At 45.5% G+C, this 14,419-nt stretch carries 14 protein-coding genes; 7 read left to right on the top strand and 7 right to left on the bottom strand.

The genetic code is table 11. The annotated features are described in order from the left end of the window. Position 1 precedes the first annotated feature (1 nt). The 4 genes from lpxB to PNUC_RS07510 are packed head-to-tail and all read left to right on the top strand — an operon-like array spanning position 2 to position 3,974. Entirely contained in the window at positions 2 to 1,213 is a 1,212-nt protein-coding gene (gene lpxB, locus PNUC_RS07525; RefSeq protein WP_048812275.1) for a lipid-A-disaccharide synthase, read from the top strand. Next, complete coding sequence (gene rnhB / locus PNUC_RS07520; RefSeq protein WP_011903274.1) at positions 1,210 to 1,800, top strand: ribonuclease HII; 591 nt, start codon at positions 1,210 to 1,212, stop codon at positions 1,798 to 1,800. Before lpxB ends, rnhB begins: the two co-directional genes overlap by 4 nt. 5 nt (positions 1,801 to 1,805) lie before the next feature. Next, positions 1,806 to 2,630, top strand: a complete 825-nt coding sequence (locus tag PNUC_RS07515) for a TrmH family RNA methyltransferase (RefSeq protein ID WP_011903273.1) — start codon at positions 1,806 to 1,808, stop codon at positions 2,628 to 2,630. 42 nt (positions 2,631 to 2,672) lie between these two features. Continuing rightward, entirely contained in the window at positions 2,673 to 3,974 is a 1,302-nt protein-coding gene (locus tag PNUC_RS07510) for an alpha/beta fold hydrolase (protein ID WP_011903272.1), read from the top strand. Between the two features lie 14 nt (positions 3,975 to 3,988). Here the strand turns inward: PNUC_RS07510 and ppsR are convergent, their stop codons facing one another. Further along, positions 3,989 to 4,816 (bottom strand): posphoenolpyruvate synthetase regulatory kinase/phosphorylase PpsR, encoded by an 828-nt coding sequence (ppsR, locus tag PNUC_RS07505; protein WP_011903271.1) that lies wholly within the window; start codon positions 4,814 to 4,816, stop codon positions 3,989 to 3,991. Between the two features lie 106 nt (positions 4,817 to 4,922). Here ppsR and ppsA point away from each other — a divergent pair, with 106 nt between their 5' ends. Then, positions 4,923 to 7,328, top strand: a complete 2,406-nt coding sequence (gene ppsA, locus PNUC_RS07500; protein WP_011903270.1) for a phosphoenolpyruvate synthase — start codon at positions 4,923 to 4,925, stop codon at positions 7,326 to 7,328. A gap of 83 nt (positions 7,329 to 7,411) precedes the next feature. On the opposite strand, the gene PNUC_RS10900 is transcribed toward ppsA, so the two are convergent. From PNUC_RS10900 to smpB, 6 genes are all read right to left on the bottom strand, one after another. Continuing rightward, positions 7,412 to 8,772, bottom strand: a protein-coding gene (locus PNUC_RS10900) for an IS3-like element ISPlsp1 family transposase (protein ID WP_143070014.1) whose coding sequence is annotated in 2 segments (ribosomal slippage) — positions 7,412 to 8,313 and positions 8,313 to 8,772 — 1,362 coding nt in all. Because the reading frame shifts where the segments join, the coding sequence is not laid out codon by codon here. Positions 8,773 to 8,870: 98 nt separating this feature from the next. Continuing rightward, entirely contained in the window at positions 8,871 to 9,749 is an 879-nt protein-coding gene (locus tag PNUC_RS07485; RefSeq protein ID WP_011903269.1) for a proteasome-type protease, read from the bottom strand. Between the two features lie 56 nt (positions 9,750 to 9,805). After that, positions 9,806 to 10,603, bottom strand: a complete 798-nt coding sequence (locus PNUC_RS07480) for a transglutaminase family protein (RefSeq protein ID WP_011903268.1) — start codon at positions 10,601 to 10,603, stop codon at positions 9,806 to 9,808. A gap of 18 nt (positions 10,604 to 10,621) precedes the next feature. After that, positions 10,622 to 11,599 carry an alpha-E domain-containing protein gene (locus PNUC_RS07475; RefSeq protein WP_011903267.1) on the bottom strand — a complete coding sequence of 326 codons (978 nt, stop codon included), beginning with the start codon at positions 11,597 to 11,599 and terminating at the stop codon, positions 10,622 to 10,624. A gap of 13 nt (positions 11,600 to 11,612) precedes the next feature. After that, on the bottom strand, positions 11,613 to 13,025 hold the full coding sequence (locus PNUC_RS07470) for a circularly permuted type 2 ATP-grasp protein (RefSeq protein WP_011903266.1): 1,413 nt from the start codon (positions 13,023 to 13,025) through the stop codon (positions 11,613 to 11,615). Positions 13,026 to 13,165: 140 nt separating this feature from the next. Further along, a complete protein-coding gene (gene smpB, locus PNUC_RS07465; protein ID WP_011903265.1) occupies positions 13,166 to 13,618 on the bottom strand; it encodes an SsrA-binding protein SmpB in 453 nt (150 codons plus the stop codon). A gap of 25 nt (positions 13,619 to 13,643) precedes the next feature. Here smpB and PNUC_RS07460 point away from each other — a divergent pair, with 25 nt between their 5' ends. Next, a complete protein-coding gene (locus PNUC_RS07460; RefSeq protein ID WP_011903264.1) occupies positions 13,644 to 14,075 on the top strand; it encodes a type II toxin-antitoxin system RatA family toxin in 432 nt (143 codons plus the stop codon). Further along, positions 14,068 to 14,418, top strand: a complete 351-nt coding sequence (locus PNUC_RS07455; RefSeq protein ID WP_011903263.1) for an RnfH family protein — start codon at positions 14,068 to 14,070, stop codon at positions 14,416 to 14,418. The genes PNUC_RS07460 and PNUC_RS07455 overlap by 8 nt, the downstream gene beginning before the upstream one ends. The last annotated feature ends 1 nt before the right edge of the window (position 14,419 follow it).

Raw genomic sequence — 14,419 nt, 5'->3', positions numbered from 1 at the left:
GATTACTTTGCCAAAGTTAGCTTGTGTAGCTGGCGAGCCTTCTGGTGATTTATTAGCCGCGCCAGTTCTGAGCGCCTTAAATCAAATTCCAGATATGGCGGGCCTAGAGGTCTACGGCATTGGAGGCCCAAGGATGCAAGCCCAGGGCATGCACTCCGATTGGCCTATGGAAACACTGAGTGTTCGTGGGTATGTAGAGGCCATTAAGCAGCTTCCCGCCATCTTGAAACTTCGTAAAGAGCTGATTGCCAATCTTCTAGGTGAGGGTCGTCCTGATGTCTATTTAGGTATTGATGCCCCCGACTTTAATTTAGGGGTAGAGCTGCAATTACGAAAGGCCGGAATCCCTACCTTGCATTTGGTGTCTCCATCTATTTGGGCATGGAGAGCGGGGCGTATCAAAAAGATTTCTCAAGCAGTGGAGAGAATGCTGTGTATTTTTCCATTTGAAACCGAGATTTATGATCGTGCTGGAGTAGCCTCTACTTATGTGGGCCATCCTTTGGCAAGTGATATTCCACTTGAACCCAACACACCAGCAGCAAGAATAAAACTGACGCACACTTTAAATCTTTCTGAGGGCGCATTAGAGGGAATTGCAGTTGCAGTTTTACCGGGTAGTCGTGGATCTGAAATTGAACACATTGCGCCGATATTTTTCCAGACAATGGAATTATTAGCGGATCGCCTTCAAGGACAAACGTTGAATTTCTTAATCCCTATTGCGACACCTCGCTTGCGTGAGCCGCTTGAGCAGTTGTTAGAGAAAACTAGAAAGCAGTATCCCGATATTCGAATTCATTTGATTGATGGCATGGCAGATGAAGTATTGGAAGCTTCTGATGTTGTGTTGATTGCCAGTGGAACCGCGACATTACAGGCGGCATTGTGGAAAAAACCCATGGTGATTTCTTATAAAGTGCCTTGGTTAACGGCGCAAATTATGAAGCGACAGGGTTATATGCCTTATGTCGGCCTACCTAATATTTTGTGTGGAGAATTTGTGGTGCCTGAATTGCTACAAGATGATGCTACTCCCGAGAAATTGGCAGCCGCTGTCCTCAATTGGTTAGACCATCCTAGTAAGGTTGCTGAGTTGAAGGCACGTTTTGCAAAAATGCATGAAACCTTACGCCGACCAACGGGATTATTGGTTGCACAAGCTGTTGCCCAAACGATTGCTAATGGCCGCAAGAATAGAGTGAGTGCATGAACATGATTTGGGTCTGTGGCGTAGATGAGGCGGGTCGTGGCCCATTGGTTGGCGCAGTAGTCGCTGGCGCTGTTGTATTAGATCCAGAGAACCCTATTGAAGGTTTAAAAGACTCAAAAAAGTTAAGCGCCGTACGCCGTGAATTTCTATATGAACAAATCATGGAAAAGGCCAAGGCTTGGGGTGTTGGCGAGGCGAGCCCAACAGAAATTGATAGCATTAATATTCTTCAGGCAACGATGTTAGCGATGCGCCGGGCCGTTGAAGACCTTGCCGCTCGCCTTGGTGAGTGGCCAAGCAAAGCCCTAATTGATGGAAATCGCTGCCCTGAATTGTCAATTGCTGCCGAAGCCATTGTGAAGGGCGACACAAAAGAACCAGCGATTTCTGCTGCATCTATTGTGGCGAAGGTCACGCGTGATCGCCAGATGATTGCTTTGCATGAACAGCATCCTCAATATGGTTTTTCCCAACATATGGGCTATCCTACAGAAGCCCATTTTGCTGCGTTAAAACAATATGGGGTATGCACTGAGCACCGAAAAAGTTTTGCGCCCGTACGAAGAGTGCTTGAAGGTAGTTTTTAATTCATATGAACTTCGATCTCATTACATCTAAAGACAATGCTTTATTTAAAGAGGTTCGGCTGTTGCAAGCTACTGGCTCAAAAGGTCAAAAAGCAAGGTTAGCTTGTGGACAAGCCCTACTTGAAGGTATTCATCTGGTACAAACATGGCTAGGGGATCCAGGTCTGAAGATCTTATTTACCTCTGAGGTGGGTTTAAAGAATTCTGAAATTGCACAAGCAGTGTATTCACATCTCGAGATTTGCCCAGATACCAAGGTTTATCAATTAGATAGCGCCCTATGGGATTTATTAAGTGAACTAGTGAATGCGCCGCATCTTGCTGGTTTGCTTGATCTTCCAAAATCCAGCTTGGCTCCATCCCAATCCATTGCTACATTGGCGGGTGATGTTGTGATATTGGATCGCGTGCAAGATGCTGGCAATGTAGGCTCTATTTTGCGAACCGCAGCAGCTGCTGGCTTTACTCAAGTGTTGGCTTTGTCTGGCTGCGCACATCTATGGTCTAACAAAGTCTTGCGCGCCGGTATGGGTGCACACCGTTTATTGGATCTCTATGAAGGTTGGTCTAACCAACAAGTGTTGAGTGCTGTAACGGCACCTCTATTGGCCGCCACTGCAGATGCAAAATGTGATCTATTTTCTTTAAAGAATGATTTACTGCACCCAGTTGCATGGGTCATGGGGAGCGAAGGCCAGGGCGTGTCTGAAGATCTCCTGGCTCAAGCTAAAGGCATCTCCATTCCTATAGATCCTCGAGTGGAGTCATTAAACGTATCGACTGCCGCAGCTATTTGTCTATTTGAGACGGTGCGAGTCAGAAGAGGGTAGGCTAACCTTTCTATTTAAATTTTAATTCCTAAGGGAGTAGTCATGAAACGTTTTGGATGTGCTTTAGTTCAGACTCTTGTCTGCAGCCTATTCATATCGATGAGTGCTATGGCCACCCCCTCGATACCACCCTTTTATGTTGCCTCATCTCAAATTAGGCCCGAAGGAAAGCTCGGTCAAGTTGTCAAAAAAGAAAAAATAGCTACAGAAATTGCTGGTGCACAGGCTTGGCGGATTGCTTATATTTCTTCTGATGTGAATAATCTCAAAACCATTTCCACTGGCTTATTGATCGCACCCATTGGTCAGGCACCTAAGGGCGGACGACCGATTGTTTCTTGGTCACATGGCACAACAGGCAGCGCACAGAATTGCGGCCCCTCTCAACAAATTAATCCAGCAGTACCTCTAAATGAATACTATCTAATGAATGGTAATTCTTGGGAGGATTATGGAGTTCTTTCTTTGGCTGAATTAATCAAAGAAGGATATGTTGTTGTAGCAACTGACTATCAAGGTCTTGGTGGTGGCGGTAAGCATCAATATGCAGTTGGGCAAACTCAGGGTCGTGATGCGATTAATGCTATTCGGGCTGCTGGCTCCGTTAAGGAGGCTGGTGCCGGTAAAAAAGCTTTGTTATACGGCTGGTCTGAGGGCGGTTACTCCGTTCTTTCTGCTGGTGGATCTAAGGAATACTTAGCGCAAACTGGTACTGCTTTTGATGGCATTGAACTAGTGGGTGTTGTCGCTTTATCTCCAGTTAACCTCTCGGGTGTTGCTCAATACGCCATGATGAGTAGTAGTGATAATGTAGATCAGGCCATGGAGAAAATTACTGCACCGCTTTCACAAAACATTTTTTTATGGGGTCATCTAGCAGGGATGATGTATGGCATGCAGGCGGCCTATCCGGAAAAGTTACAGCTTACTGATTGGTTTACGCCTGAAGGTGCTGCGGTGTTTGATCAACTTTCCAACAATAAATGCTTCCATGTATTGAGTGATGCATTGACCTATAGTTACGGAGATAATTACAAATCCCTAGTGAAGTCAGTGCCGATCAATACTCAAGCTTGGATTGAGGTAATGATTACCGGCGGTATACCCAATAACGCTCCTGCGGTGCCAGTGCTAGTGTTTCGTGGAACTAAAGACGCGGTTCCCAAGCCGATGGTCGATATCTATGAAGCTCAGATGTGCAAAATGGGTGGCAATATACAGCATATAGAGTTGGATGGGGCAACTCACTTCACTAGCCCATTAGAGGCGCAGCAAACTTTCTTACCCTGGATCAATGATCGGTTCGCTAATAAACCTCTGGCTAATCGATGTCCGCAAAACTAAATGCGCCAATCTTCCTATCCTAGGATGGTTCTGTCTGACTTGATCGCTTGAAGCACGGTGGTGGCAATTTCTTCAATGGATTTGCTAGTAGTGAGCACCCATGGAATAGATTGCTTTTTCATCATCGCAGTGGCTTCATTAATTTCATAGCGACAGTTTTCTAATTTAGCGTAATTACTGCCCGGTCTGCGCTCATTGCGAATCTCCGAGAGACGTTCTGCATCAATCATCAGGCCAAAGATTTTCTGGCGATAAGGGATTAAATCTTTTGGTAGCTGCCCGCGTTCAAAGTCCTCGGGAATGAGGGGGTAATTGGCGGCTTTTAATCCATATTGCATTGCCAAATAAAGGCTAGTTGGGGTTTTGCCAACCCGTGAAATACCAACCAAAATGACATCTGCCTCAGCCAGGTTTTGATTGGATTGACCGTCATCATGGGCTAGTGAATAGTTAATAGCCTCGATACGGTTTTTATAGGCCTCAGTGTCGGCATTATGGTGAAGGCGGTTCATGGCATGGGTGGATTTCATACCCAGGGCGGCCTCTAAAGGCGCTACAAAGGTCTGGAACATATCCAAAATGAGCCCGTTGGCCTTAGCGACTATGGCATTGAGCTCAGAATTCACCAAAGTTGTGAAAACAATAGGTTGCCCCCCATAGTTACCGGCCGCTTGGTTGATGCTTTTGACTGCGTCATGCGCCTTATCAACGCTATCCACAAAAGGTACACGAATGTGCTTAAAAGTGGCCTCAAATTGAGCCAAAATCGACTGACTGAAGTTCTCGGCCGTGATGCCGGTGCCATCAGAGACGATAAAAACAATGCGGGTTTCAGTAGACATCGATTTGGCCTAAAAGTTGGGGTCAGCACTACAATAGAATCATATTAAAGTATGCCCCATTTTATGTGGCCGCTAGACCAGTTTCCTTATCTTTTGAGAGTATTTTATGTCCAACCAACAGCAACAAAATAGTAGCGTGGCAGATGCCTATGTTTTGCCTTTTGAACAACTCCGAATGACTGATGTTGAATCAGTTGGCGGTAAGAATGCTTCTTTAGGCGAAATGATTTCTCAGTTGGCTTCCACTGGTGTTCGTGTACCAACTGGTTTTGCAACCACTTCCTTAGCATTCCGTGATTTCTTAAAACACAATAATCTGACTGAGCGCATTCAACAGCGTTTAGAAGGTCTCAATATTGATGATGTTCGCGCTTTGGCTCAGGCTGGAGCTGAGATCCGAAATTGGATTGAAACTGCCCCCTTTCAGCCTAAGCTTGATGAAGAAATTCGTAAAGCATTTGCTGTACTAGATGATTCAGGCAAAGGCTCATTCGCAGTGCGCTCTTCAGCAACTGCCGAAGATTTGCCGGACGCTTCTTTTGCTGGCCAACAAGAAACATTCTTGAATGTTGAGGGCATTGATGATGTTCTCAAGAAAATTCGCGAAGTGTTTGCCTCACTTTATAACGACCGTGCAATTTCTTATCGCGTCCATAAAGGTTTTGCCCACGCTGAAGTAGCCTTATCTGCTGGTATTCAGCGGATGGTGCGCTCCGATCTGGGGGCAGCGGGCGTGATGTTTACTTTGGATACTGAGTCTGGCTTTGAAGATGTTGTCTTTATTACCTCTAGCTATGGTTTAGGTGAGACAGTGGTGCAGGGCGCAGTGAATCCTGATGAATTCTATGTCTTTAAAACGACATTAGCTCAAGGTAAAAAGGCAATTATTCGCCGTGCTTTAGGCTCTAAATTAATTCAGATGCAATTTGCGCCAAAGGGTTCCGCTGAAAAAGTGCAAACAGTAGATGTCACACCAGAAAAACGCAATCGCTTCTCATTGGAAGATGACGACATTACTGAGTTAGCTAAATACGCTGTCATTATCGAAAAGCACTACGGTCGTCCAATGGATATCGAATGGGGTAAGGATGGCCAGGATGGCCGTATTTATATTCTTCAAGCACGTCCAGAGACTGTTAAGAGTCAAGCAGCTGGCCAAGTAGAAATGCGTTACAAGCTCAAAGGTAGCTCTAAAGTGTTGGCCAAGGGTCGTGCGATTGGTCAAAAAATTGGCGCCGGCCCTGTTCGCATCATTCGCGACCCAAGTGAAATGGATCGTGTACAGCCTGGCGATGTGTTGGTGGCTGATATGACTGATCCTAACTGGGAGCCAGTGATGAAGCGCGCTTCCGCAATCGTAACCAATCGCGGTGGTCGTACTTGCCACGCGGCGATCATTGCCCGTGAATTAGGTGTACCAGCAGTAGTTGGTTGTGGCGATGCAACTGAACATTTACAAGATGGCATGGTGGTAACTGTTTCTTGCGCGGAAGGTGATGAAGGCCATATCTATGATGGTTTGATCGAAACTGAAGTCACTGAAGTATCTCGTGGCGTATTGCCAGAGATTCCAGTCAAGATCACCATGAATATTGGTAATCCTCAGCTGGCTTTTGATTTCTGCCAAATTCCAAATGCAGGTGTTGGATTGGCGCGTCTAGAGTTCATTATCAATAACTATATTGGCGTGCATCCACGTGCAGTGCTTGAGTATCCTAATATTGATCCCGATCTCAAGCGTGCGGTTGAAAGCGTTGCTCGTGGTTATGCAAGTCCACGTCAGTTTTATGAAGATAAATTGGTTGAGGGTGTAGCAACCATTGCCGCTGCTTTTTATCCAAAACCGGTGATCGTCCGTTTATCTGACTTTAAGTCAAATGAGTACAAGAAGCTGATTGGCGGATCACGCTACGAGCCAGATGAAGAGAATCCAATGCTGGGTTTCCGTGGCGCGTCTCGTTATGTGTCTGAAGAGTTCGGTGAAGCCTTTGCCCTAGAGTGCGCAGCAATGAAGCGTGTACGTGAAGATATGGGCTTGGACAACGTTGAAATCATGGTTCCTTTTGTACGGACCACTAAGCAGGCTGAGCGCGTCATTAATATGATGGAAAAGTTCGGCTTAAAGCGTGGCGTGAATGGTTTGCGCCTGATCATGATGTGCGAAATCCCATCCAATGCAATTTTGGCTGATCAGTTCCTTGAGTATTTTGATGGATTCTCTATTGGTTCGAACGACATGACTCAATTAACATTAGGTCTTGATCGTGACTCCGGTATGGAGCTGCTCGCAATTGATTTTGATGAACGTGATCCAGCGGTTGAATTCATGATTGCCCGCTCAATCGATGCTTGCCGTAAGCAAAACAAATATGTCGGTATCTGCGGCCAAGGCCCTTCCGACCATCCTGACTTTGCACGCTGGTTGGTAGAGAAAGGTATTACTTCTATCTCACTCAACCCAGATAGCGTTGTTGCTACATGGGAAATGTTAGGTAAGAGCTTAAAAGCTTAAAGTAGTACGCGCTATAAGTATTGCCAGTAGTAAATAAAAAGGCCTAGATTATTGAACTGACCCCCAAAAGTTGGACGGTTTAGCTAGGTTAGCACGAGGGATTGAGTTCGGTATTGCACCGGACTCAATCCTTTTAGTTTTTGTTTGATCCGATCATGGTTGTAGTAGTGGATATATTCATGCAGCCCTTGTTTAAATGATTCAATAGTCTCAAACCTCTTCGGATAGAAGAACTCGGTTTTCATAATCCCAAACCAGTTCTCCATCACGGCGTTATCTAAGCAATTACCTTTTCTAGACATGCTTTGAGTAACACCTTGTTTCTTTAAGGCTTGTTGATAAAACCCCATCTGATATTGCCAGCCCTGGTCTGAGTGCAGCATCGGCTTATCAGCCTGCTTGAGATGTTTAAAAGCGCTGCTAAGCATGGTAGTCACCATACTCAGTTGAGGCCGATCACCAATCTCATACGAGATGATCTCTTGGTTATAAAGGTCTAGGATGGGTGAGAGATAGACCTTTTGCCCCCTGATGCTGAACTCCGTTACATCAGTGACCCATTTTTGATTCGGTTTACTTGCTCTAAAGTTGCGCTCTAGCAAATTGGGGGCCGCCTTACCAACCCCTCCTTTGTAGGACTGATAGCGCTTAGGCCTAACCATAGACCTGAGTCCAAGTTGCCCCATGAGCTTTTGTACTGTCTTGTGATTGAGGTATTGCCCCCGATTGCGAAGCTCTAAATGGACTCGCCGGTAGCCATAGCGACCCTGATGGGTATTGAAGATGGCCTTGATCTCGATCTTGGCATTGGCATGGGGGTCAGTATTACTACTGGCTTTTTGCCAGTAGTAATACACGCTTTTAGGCATTTGGGCTGCCAGCAAAATAACTTGCAATGGATGGTGTTGCCTTAACTCAGTGATGACTTGGGCTTGTTCTTGCTTGCCAAGTGCTTTTGCTGGGCTAAGGCTTCGAGCTTTTTTAGGTAAGCGTTCTCCACTTCCAAATACTGCGCTTTGCGCAGTAACTCTTCATGCGTAAGTGAGGTTAAGGGCTTGGCAAGCAAGGCCTTAATATCGCTAGGTTTTGACATGGGTGGCCGTCCCTTGGGTTTTGGTTCTAGGGCTGTAATACCACCTTCATTGTAGAGGCGTTGCCATGCTAGTACTGAGCTTGGTGCTGGGATATTGAAGTGGGTTGCCGCTTGGTTCACCGAGAGCTGATGTTGTTCCATGTGCTGCAAGACGGATAACTTAAAAATACTGGAGTACTGGATGGCACTTTTATTCAAACTCTTTTGACCGTGAGCCTTAAAAGCATGAACCCATTTGCGCACATAAGCGTATTTAACGCCAAATTGATCCCCAATGTTTTTAAAGCCACCCTTACCGGAGAGATAATGCTGTATGACTGTTAACTTGAACTCTTTGCTATATTTGGACATGAAAACTGCACCTGATTAGGTTGGACGGATGTCCAACTTTTGGGGTGCAGTTCATATCTCTAGGCCTTTTGCTTTTGATGAAGCTTCTATTGAGTGACTTATTTAGATCTGGTTTTTGAGGCCGGCTTCTTTTTTGTTTTAACAGCAGTAGTGGTACGTTTCTTGGCCACTACTTTACCTGCAATAGGCTTATTCACTGGCACCACACCCATTTTTTTGGCAGGCATCGAGATTGCCGTAGATTTATTGGCGCCACTCCAGCTTGGCTCCGCAATGGAATTAAAGGCTTCACGGAGTTTCTCGCCCCATAGGCGGTGAATCATGGCGAAGTAGGGGTTGGCATCGTCTAGCGTCACCAATTTGGTGGCTTTGAGGGAATCCTTCTCATAAACCAGCATATCCAATGGCAGACCCACCGAAATATTACTTTTTAAAGTGGAGTCCATAGAGATTAATGCGCATTTAGTGGCCAAATTAAGCGGGGTATCAAAGTTCAGTACGCGATCCAAAATTGGCTTGCCGTACTTGGACTCACCAATCTGAAAATAGCAAGTCTCTGGGGTAGATTCAATGAAGTTCCCAGCTGAGTAGATATTGAATAAGCGTGGCTTCTCACCCTTTACTTGGCCACCAAAAATCATATTGCAGTTGAAATCAAGACCTGCTTTTTCAAGCGCTTCATGATCGCGTTCATGCACTTGCTTGATTGCGTCCCCAACGATGACAGCAGCTTCATAAGAATTTTTGGCCGTCCAAAGGTTCTTGCCATGAATTAGCTGACCTTGAAGAAGAATTTCTTTGACCGATTGGGTAATGGCTAAATTGCCAGCGCTCATCAGAGCAAAGAAGCGATCTTTGTCCTTTTGGAACAAAGTCATTTTTCTAAAAGTGCCAATTTGATCTACCCCGGCATTAGTGCGGGTGTCTGATAAAAAAACCAGACCGTCTTTTAGGCATAGCCCAACACAGTACGTCATACCCTTACCCTCTCCAATAATTTCTTGGAATTATCGCTTAATTGCCCAAGAGGGTCTTACACAATTTGCTGAATCGAGATGGTAGCGCTGAGCTCTTCACCGCCACCGCCTGAGCGCACTCCTTTAACTGGAGCGGCTGAGTAATAGTCTCGACCAATAGCAAGGCGGATATGGCGAGAGTCACTCAAACATGCGTGTGTGACGTCTACGCTAGTCCAGATACCCTTTTCTAGATCACTGCAAAAATCAATCCAAGCATGACTTGCTAAATTGGGAGAATCTTCTGCAAAGAAATAACCGCTGACATAGCGTGCTGGAATATTAGAGGCTCTACATAAGCCCAACATAATATGAGCATGATCTTGGCAGACACCCGATTTCATAACAAAAGACTGGGCTGCTGTGGTGGCAAAATTGGTTTGGCCAGGAGAGTATGCGATTAAGCCTTGAACTGCCTCAGCAAGTTTAAGTACTTGGTCAACTGAATTTTTCTTTGGAATGCTATAGGAGAAATATTCCAACATTTCATCTGTAGGTTCAGTGAGATTAGTTTGCTGCAAAAGGTAGTATGGTGAAACTGCTTTTGCATCATCGATGAATTCATGAGCATCTTGCGTATGCACTTCACCTTCAGCCTCAATCATCATCGATGTGTAAGGGGTTTCTTGGGCAAAGACACTGCAGGCATTGCCAAACGTATCAATTGAATTTGATGCTTTAATCGGCGTACCAATTTTCCATTTGTCGATTTGTTGGCCAGCTGTTGTAGGAGGCGTTAGACGCAACTCTTGGATGGAGTAGCGCACTGGTGTTTCATAGCGATATTCAGTGCGATGGCGAATTTTTAGGTGCATATATTCTTTTAAAGGCGCTTAGGCCACTGCTAATGGGATGAGATAAGCATTACTGAACTCATCGGCGATGTGGTTAATGCGCTCTAAGAAAGCCTCTATGAACTCTTCCAAGCCTTGTTCGAATACCTCGTCAATATCAGAGTAATCCAAACTAGCCTTTAGCTTGCCTAGTAAACGCTCGATTTCTTTGGATTGTTGATTCTTTACTTCTGACATCAAGGTGATCAATTCGTTCACACAACATACCAATGAGCGAGGCATTTGCTTATTAAAAATGAGCAATTGAGCAACCTGCTTAGGGGTTACTTGATCAGAATAAATTTGACGATAAATTTCAAAGGCGGAAACAGAGCGAAGTAAAGCTGCCCAATGGTAAAAATCAAAGAATTCACCATCGGTGCCATCTTCAGTGGTTTTATTTGAGCTCAAGACTTTGAGGGAGGCTTGATCCTCATACTTAGTTTCTAGAATACGTGCGGTATTGTCGGCACGCTCTAACAGGGTGCCAATATTAATAAAGTAGAAAGCTTCGTTTTTCAGCATCGTGCCATGCATAACGCCTCTAAAGAGGTGGCAACGATGCTTCACCCATTCAAGTAATCTACTTGGGTCGGCTTGATGTCTAGCTTCAAGGATTCGTTGTAGCTCTAGCCAGGTTGTATTTTGGGTTTCCCAAACTTCTGAAGTAATTTTTCCGCGAATGACGCGCGCATTTTCACGGGCAGCATATAAGCAAGAAACGATGCTTGAGGGATTGCTAGTTTCATAAATCATGAAATCCAATACATTCTCACGATTGACTACATCATATTGGCTGAGAAAAGCATCTTCTAGTTTAGAAATAGTCAGAAGCTTCTTCCAGCTTTGCTCTAAGAACTCGGTGGGTTGTGGCAATAGGGACGTTTGATGGTTCACATCCAGCATGCGAGCAGTATTTTCTGCGCGCTCGGTGTAACGGGCCATCCAGTAAAGACAATCAGCGGTACGACTTAACATGTTTACTCTTTCCTTATTCCTCTAATACCCAGGTATCTTTAGTACCACCACCTTGAGAGGAGTTCACTACTAAAGAACCTTCTTTGAGGGCAACCCTAGTCAATCCGCCGGGAACCATTTTGATGGTCTTTCCAGAGAGAACAAAAGGCCGCAAATCAATATGCCTTGGTGCTACTCCAGACTCCACAAATGTTGGGCAGGTAGAGAGCGCTAAGGTTGGCTGCGCAATGTACTTGTCTGGATTGGCAAGCAAGTGCACTCTAAATTCTTCTATCTCGGCTTTGGTTGAGGCTGGGCCGACCAACATGCCATAACCACCTGCGCCATGGGTTAGTTTGACAACGAGCTTATCGAGATTGGCTAATGTATACGCCAAATCATCTGGCTTACGGCATTGGAACGTGGGGACGTTATTGAGAATGGGTTTCTCACCAAGGTAAAACTCAATCATCTCGGGAACGTATGGATAAATCGATTTATCGTCGGCGATACCGGTGCCGATAGCATTAGCCAAAGTCACGTTACCAGCGCGATGAGCCGAGAGTAGGCCTGCAACACCTAAGGTTGAATCTGAGCGGAATGCTAGGGGATCCAAAAAGTCATCATCTACCCGGCGATAAATAACATCAACGCGCTCTGGGCCTTGCGTAGTGCGCATAAAGACTTGTTCGTTTTTAACAAAGAGATCTTTACCTTCTACCAATTCAACGCCCATTTGCTGAGCAAGGTAGCTGTGTTCGAAGTAAGCCGAGTTATACATACCCGGCGTAAGCACAACAACGTTCGGTTTTTTAACATCATCTGGTTTAACCGACTTCAGACACTCCAATAATAAGTCTGGATAGTGTTCCACTGGAGCAATGCGATATTTTTGGAAGAGGTCCGGGAAAAGACGCATCATCATTTTGCGATCTTCAACCATGTATGAAACACCAGAAGGTACACGTAAGTTATCTTCTAAAACGTAGAACTCACCTTCACCCGCGCGCACAATATCAATACCTGCAATTTGTGCATAGATGTCGCGTGGCACGCTCACATTGCGCATCTCTGGACGATATTGCGCATTGTTATAAATTTGTTCAGCAGGAACGATACCTGCTTTAATAATTTCTTCTTCGTGATACACGTCATAGATAAAGCGATTGAGCGCTTTGACGCGCTGACGTAATCCCGCCTCAAGTTGTTCCCACTCTTTGGCAGTGAAGATGCGGGGTACTTGATCAAATGGAATAGTTCTTTCTGAACCCAGGTCGTCGCCATAAACCGCAAAAGTGATACCAACACGCCTAAAGATCAGGTCGGCCTCAGCGCGTTTGAGACCCATGAGGGTGTCACTTTGCTCTTTCAGCCAGTTGTGAAAAATTTGGTAGTGTGGACGCGATTTACCTGCTGCGTCGAGCATTTCGTCATAAGGCAATTTCATAGATATAAAACTAATGCCTTTTGTGAGACTAAATTTAGTGAATTGAAGCAGCTTGGTGCTATATTGCACCAATTTAGTGCATTAATGCTCTGATGAGGCTTTATTAGCCCTTGAGCAAGTCTACGCTACTTTGTTTTACCTCAGGCGTTGAGGTCGCCCCGAGCAATTCGACCTTTTTGGACTTCCCATTCCCGCTCTTTCGTAGCTGCGCGCTTGTCATGCTGCTTTTTACCGCGCGCCAGACCAATTTCACACTTCACATTACCTTTGGTGAAGTGCAAGTTGAGTGGGACCAGGGTATAGCCTTTTTGCTCCACTTTGCCGATCAGTTTGCGTATTTCAATGGCATTTAATAGGAGCTTCCGAGTGCGGGTACTGTCTGGAACAATATGAGTAGAGGCCGATAGTAGTGGGGTGATATGGCAGCCAATCAGGAATAGCTCCGCCTTGCGAATCACCACATAGGCTTCCTTGACGTGCACACGACCTGCGCGGATGGCTTTTACTTCCCAGCCTTCTAGCACAAGCCCAGCCTCAAACCGCTCCTCGATAAAATAATCAAAGAAGGCTTTTTTGTTATCGACGATACTCATATTTATTTAGCTTCCAAGATCGATTATGGCAGACGTCTACAAGACCGTTTTAATTGGCCAGTCAGCCGACCGTATGTACGGTTTAGTGACCGATGTGGCCCGTTATCCCGAATTCCTGCCCTGGTGCGGTGGGGTGGAAATCTTTGAGCAAACTGAAACCATCCTGGATGCCAAAATCAACATCCATTTCAAGGGCATTAACCAGTACTTTCATACCCGGAACGTGAACCATCGTCCAGAAACTATCGATATGGTTTTTGTAGACGGGCCCTTTAAGCACTTTTCAGGTCAATGGAACTTTATTCCACTAAAAGAAGATGCCTGTAAGGTGGAGTTCAAGCTGCACTGGGAGTTTAAGAACGTCATCCTGGATAAAATCATTGGCCCCGTATTTGGTCATATCGCCGGCACTTTTGTGGATTGCTTTGTAAAGCGTGCTGAAGATCTCTATGGATAAACGCGCGCTCAATATCTGGATTTGTGATGCTAGGCAGGGCGCCCCAGTACTAAAGCAATTTCAACTCATGATCCCTCAAGAAGAGCTTGCCACTATCGGTTTGGCCCTAGTCAAGGCCGGTTTAGCTCAGAGTCAGGATGACCCGGTTTTGGCTAGAAAAGGCTGTTTTGGTGTCTTTGGCAAGCGTAAAGATTGGGATAGCCCCATTTATGAGGGTGATCGTCTAGAGCTCTACTCACCTCTGTTAATCGATCCTAAGACAGTAAGGCGTAAAAAGGCAAACCAGAATCAGGATGCCAAATTCCAGGCTGCCGCAGCCAAAAGAAGGGCCAGGAGGCTATAAT

The organism is Polynucleobacter asymbioticus QLW-P1DMWA-1, assembly GCF_000016345.1.
GTDB lineage: Bacteria > Pseudomonadota > Gammaproteobacteria > Burkholderiales > Burkholderiaceae > Polynucleobacter > Polynucleobacter asymbioticus.
Note: the sequence above shows the minus strand (reverse complement) of the source record. Positions and strands in the feature narration are given on the sequence as shown.

Coding starts and splice junctions, on each gene's coding strand:
- rnhB (WP_011903274.1), top strand. CDS start 1,210: ATGAACATGATTTGGGTCTGTGGCGTAGATGAGGCGGGTCGTGGCCCA.
- PNUC_RS07475 (WP_011903267.1), bottom strand. CDS start 11,599: ATGTTAAGTCGTACCGCTGATTGTCTTTACTGGATGGCCCGTTACACC.
- PNUC_RS07485 (WP_011903269.1), bottom strand. CDS start 9,749: ATGACGTACTGTGTTGGGCTATGCCTAAAAGACGGTCTGGTTTTTTTA.
- PNUC_RS07480 (WP_011903268.1), bottom strand. CDS start 10,603: ATGCACCTAAAAATTCGCCATCGCACTGAATATCGCTATGAAACACCA.
- ppsR (WP_011903271.1), bottom strand. CDS start 4,816: ATGTCTACTGAAACCCGCATTGTTTTTATCGTCTCTGATGGCACCGGC.
- smpB (WP_011903265.1), bottom strand. CDS start 13,618: ATGAGTATCGTCGATAACAAAAAAGCCTTCTTTGATTATTTTATCGAG.
- PNUC_RS07460 (WP_011903264.1), top strand. CDS start 13,644: ATGGCAGACGTCTACAAGACCGTTTTAATTGGCCAGTCAGCCGACCGT.
- PNUC_RS07515 (WP_011903273.1), top strand. CDS start 1,806: ATGAACTTCGATCTCATTACATCTAAAGACAATGCTTTATTTAAAGAG.
- PNUC_RS07510 (WP_011903272.1), top strand. CDS start 2,673: ATGAAACGTTTTGGATGTGCTTTAGTTCAGACTCTTGTCTGCAGCCTA.
- PNUC_RS07470 (WP_011903266.1), bottom strand. CDS start 13,025: ATGAAATTGCCTTATGACGAAATGCTCGACGCAGCAGGTAAATCGCGT.
- ppsA (WP_011903270.1), top strand. CDS start 4,923: ATGTCCAACCAACAGCAACAAAATAGTAGCGTGGCAGATGCCTATGTT.
- PNUC_RS07455 (WP_011903263.1), top strand. CDS start 14,068: ATGGATAAACGCGCGCTCAATATCTGGATTTGTGATGCTAGGCAGGGC.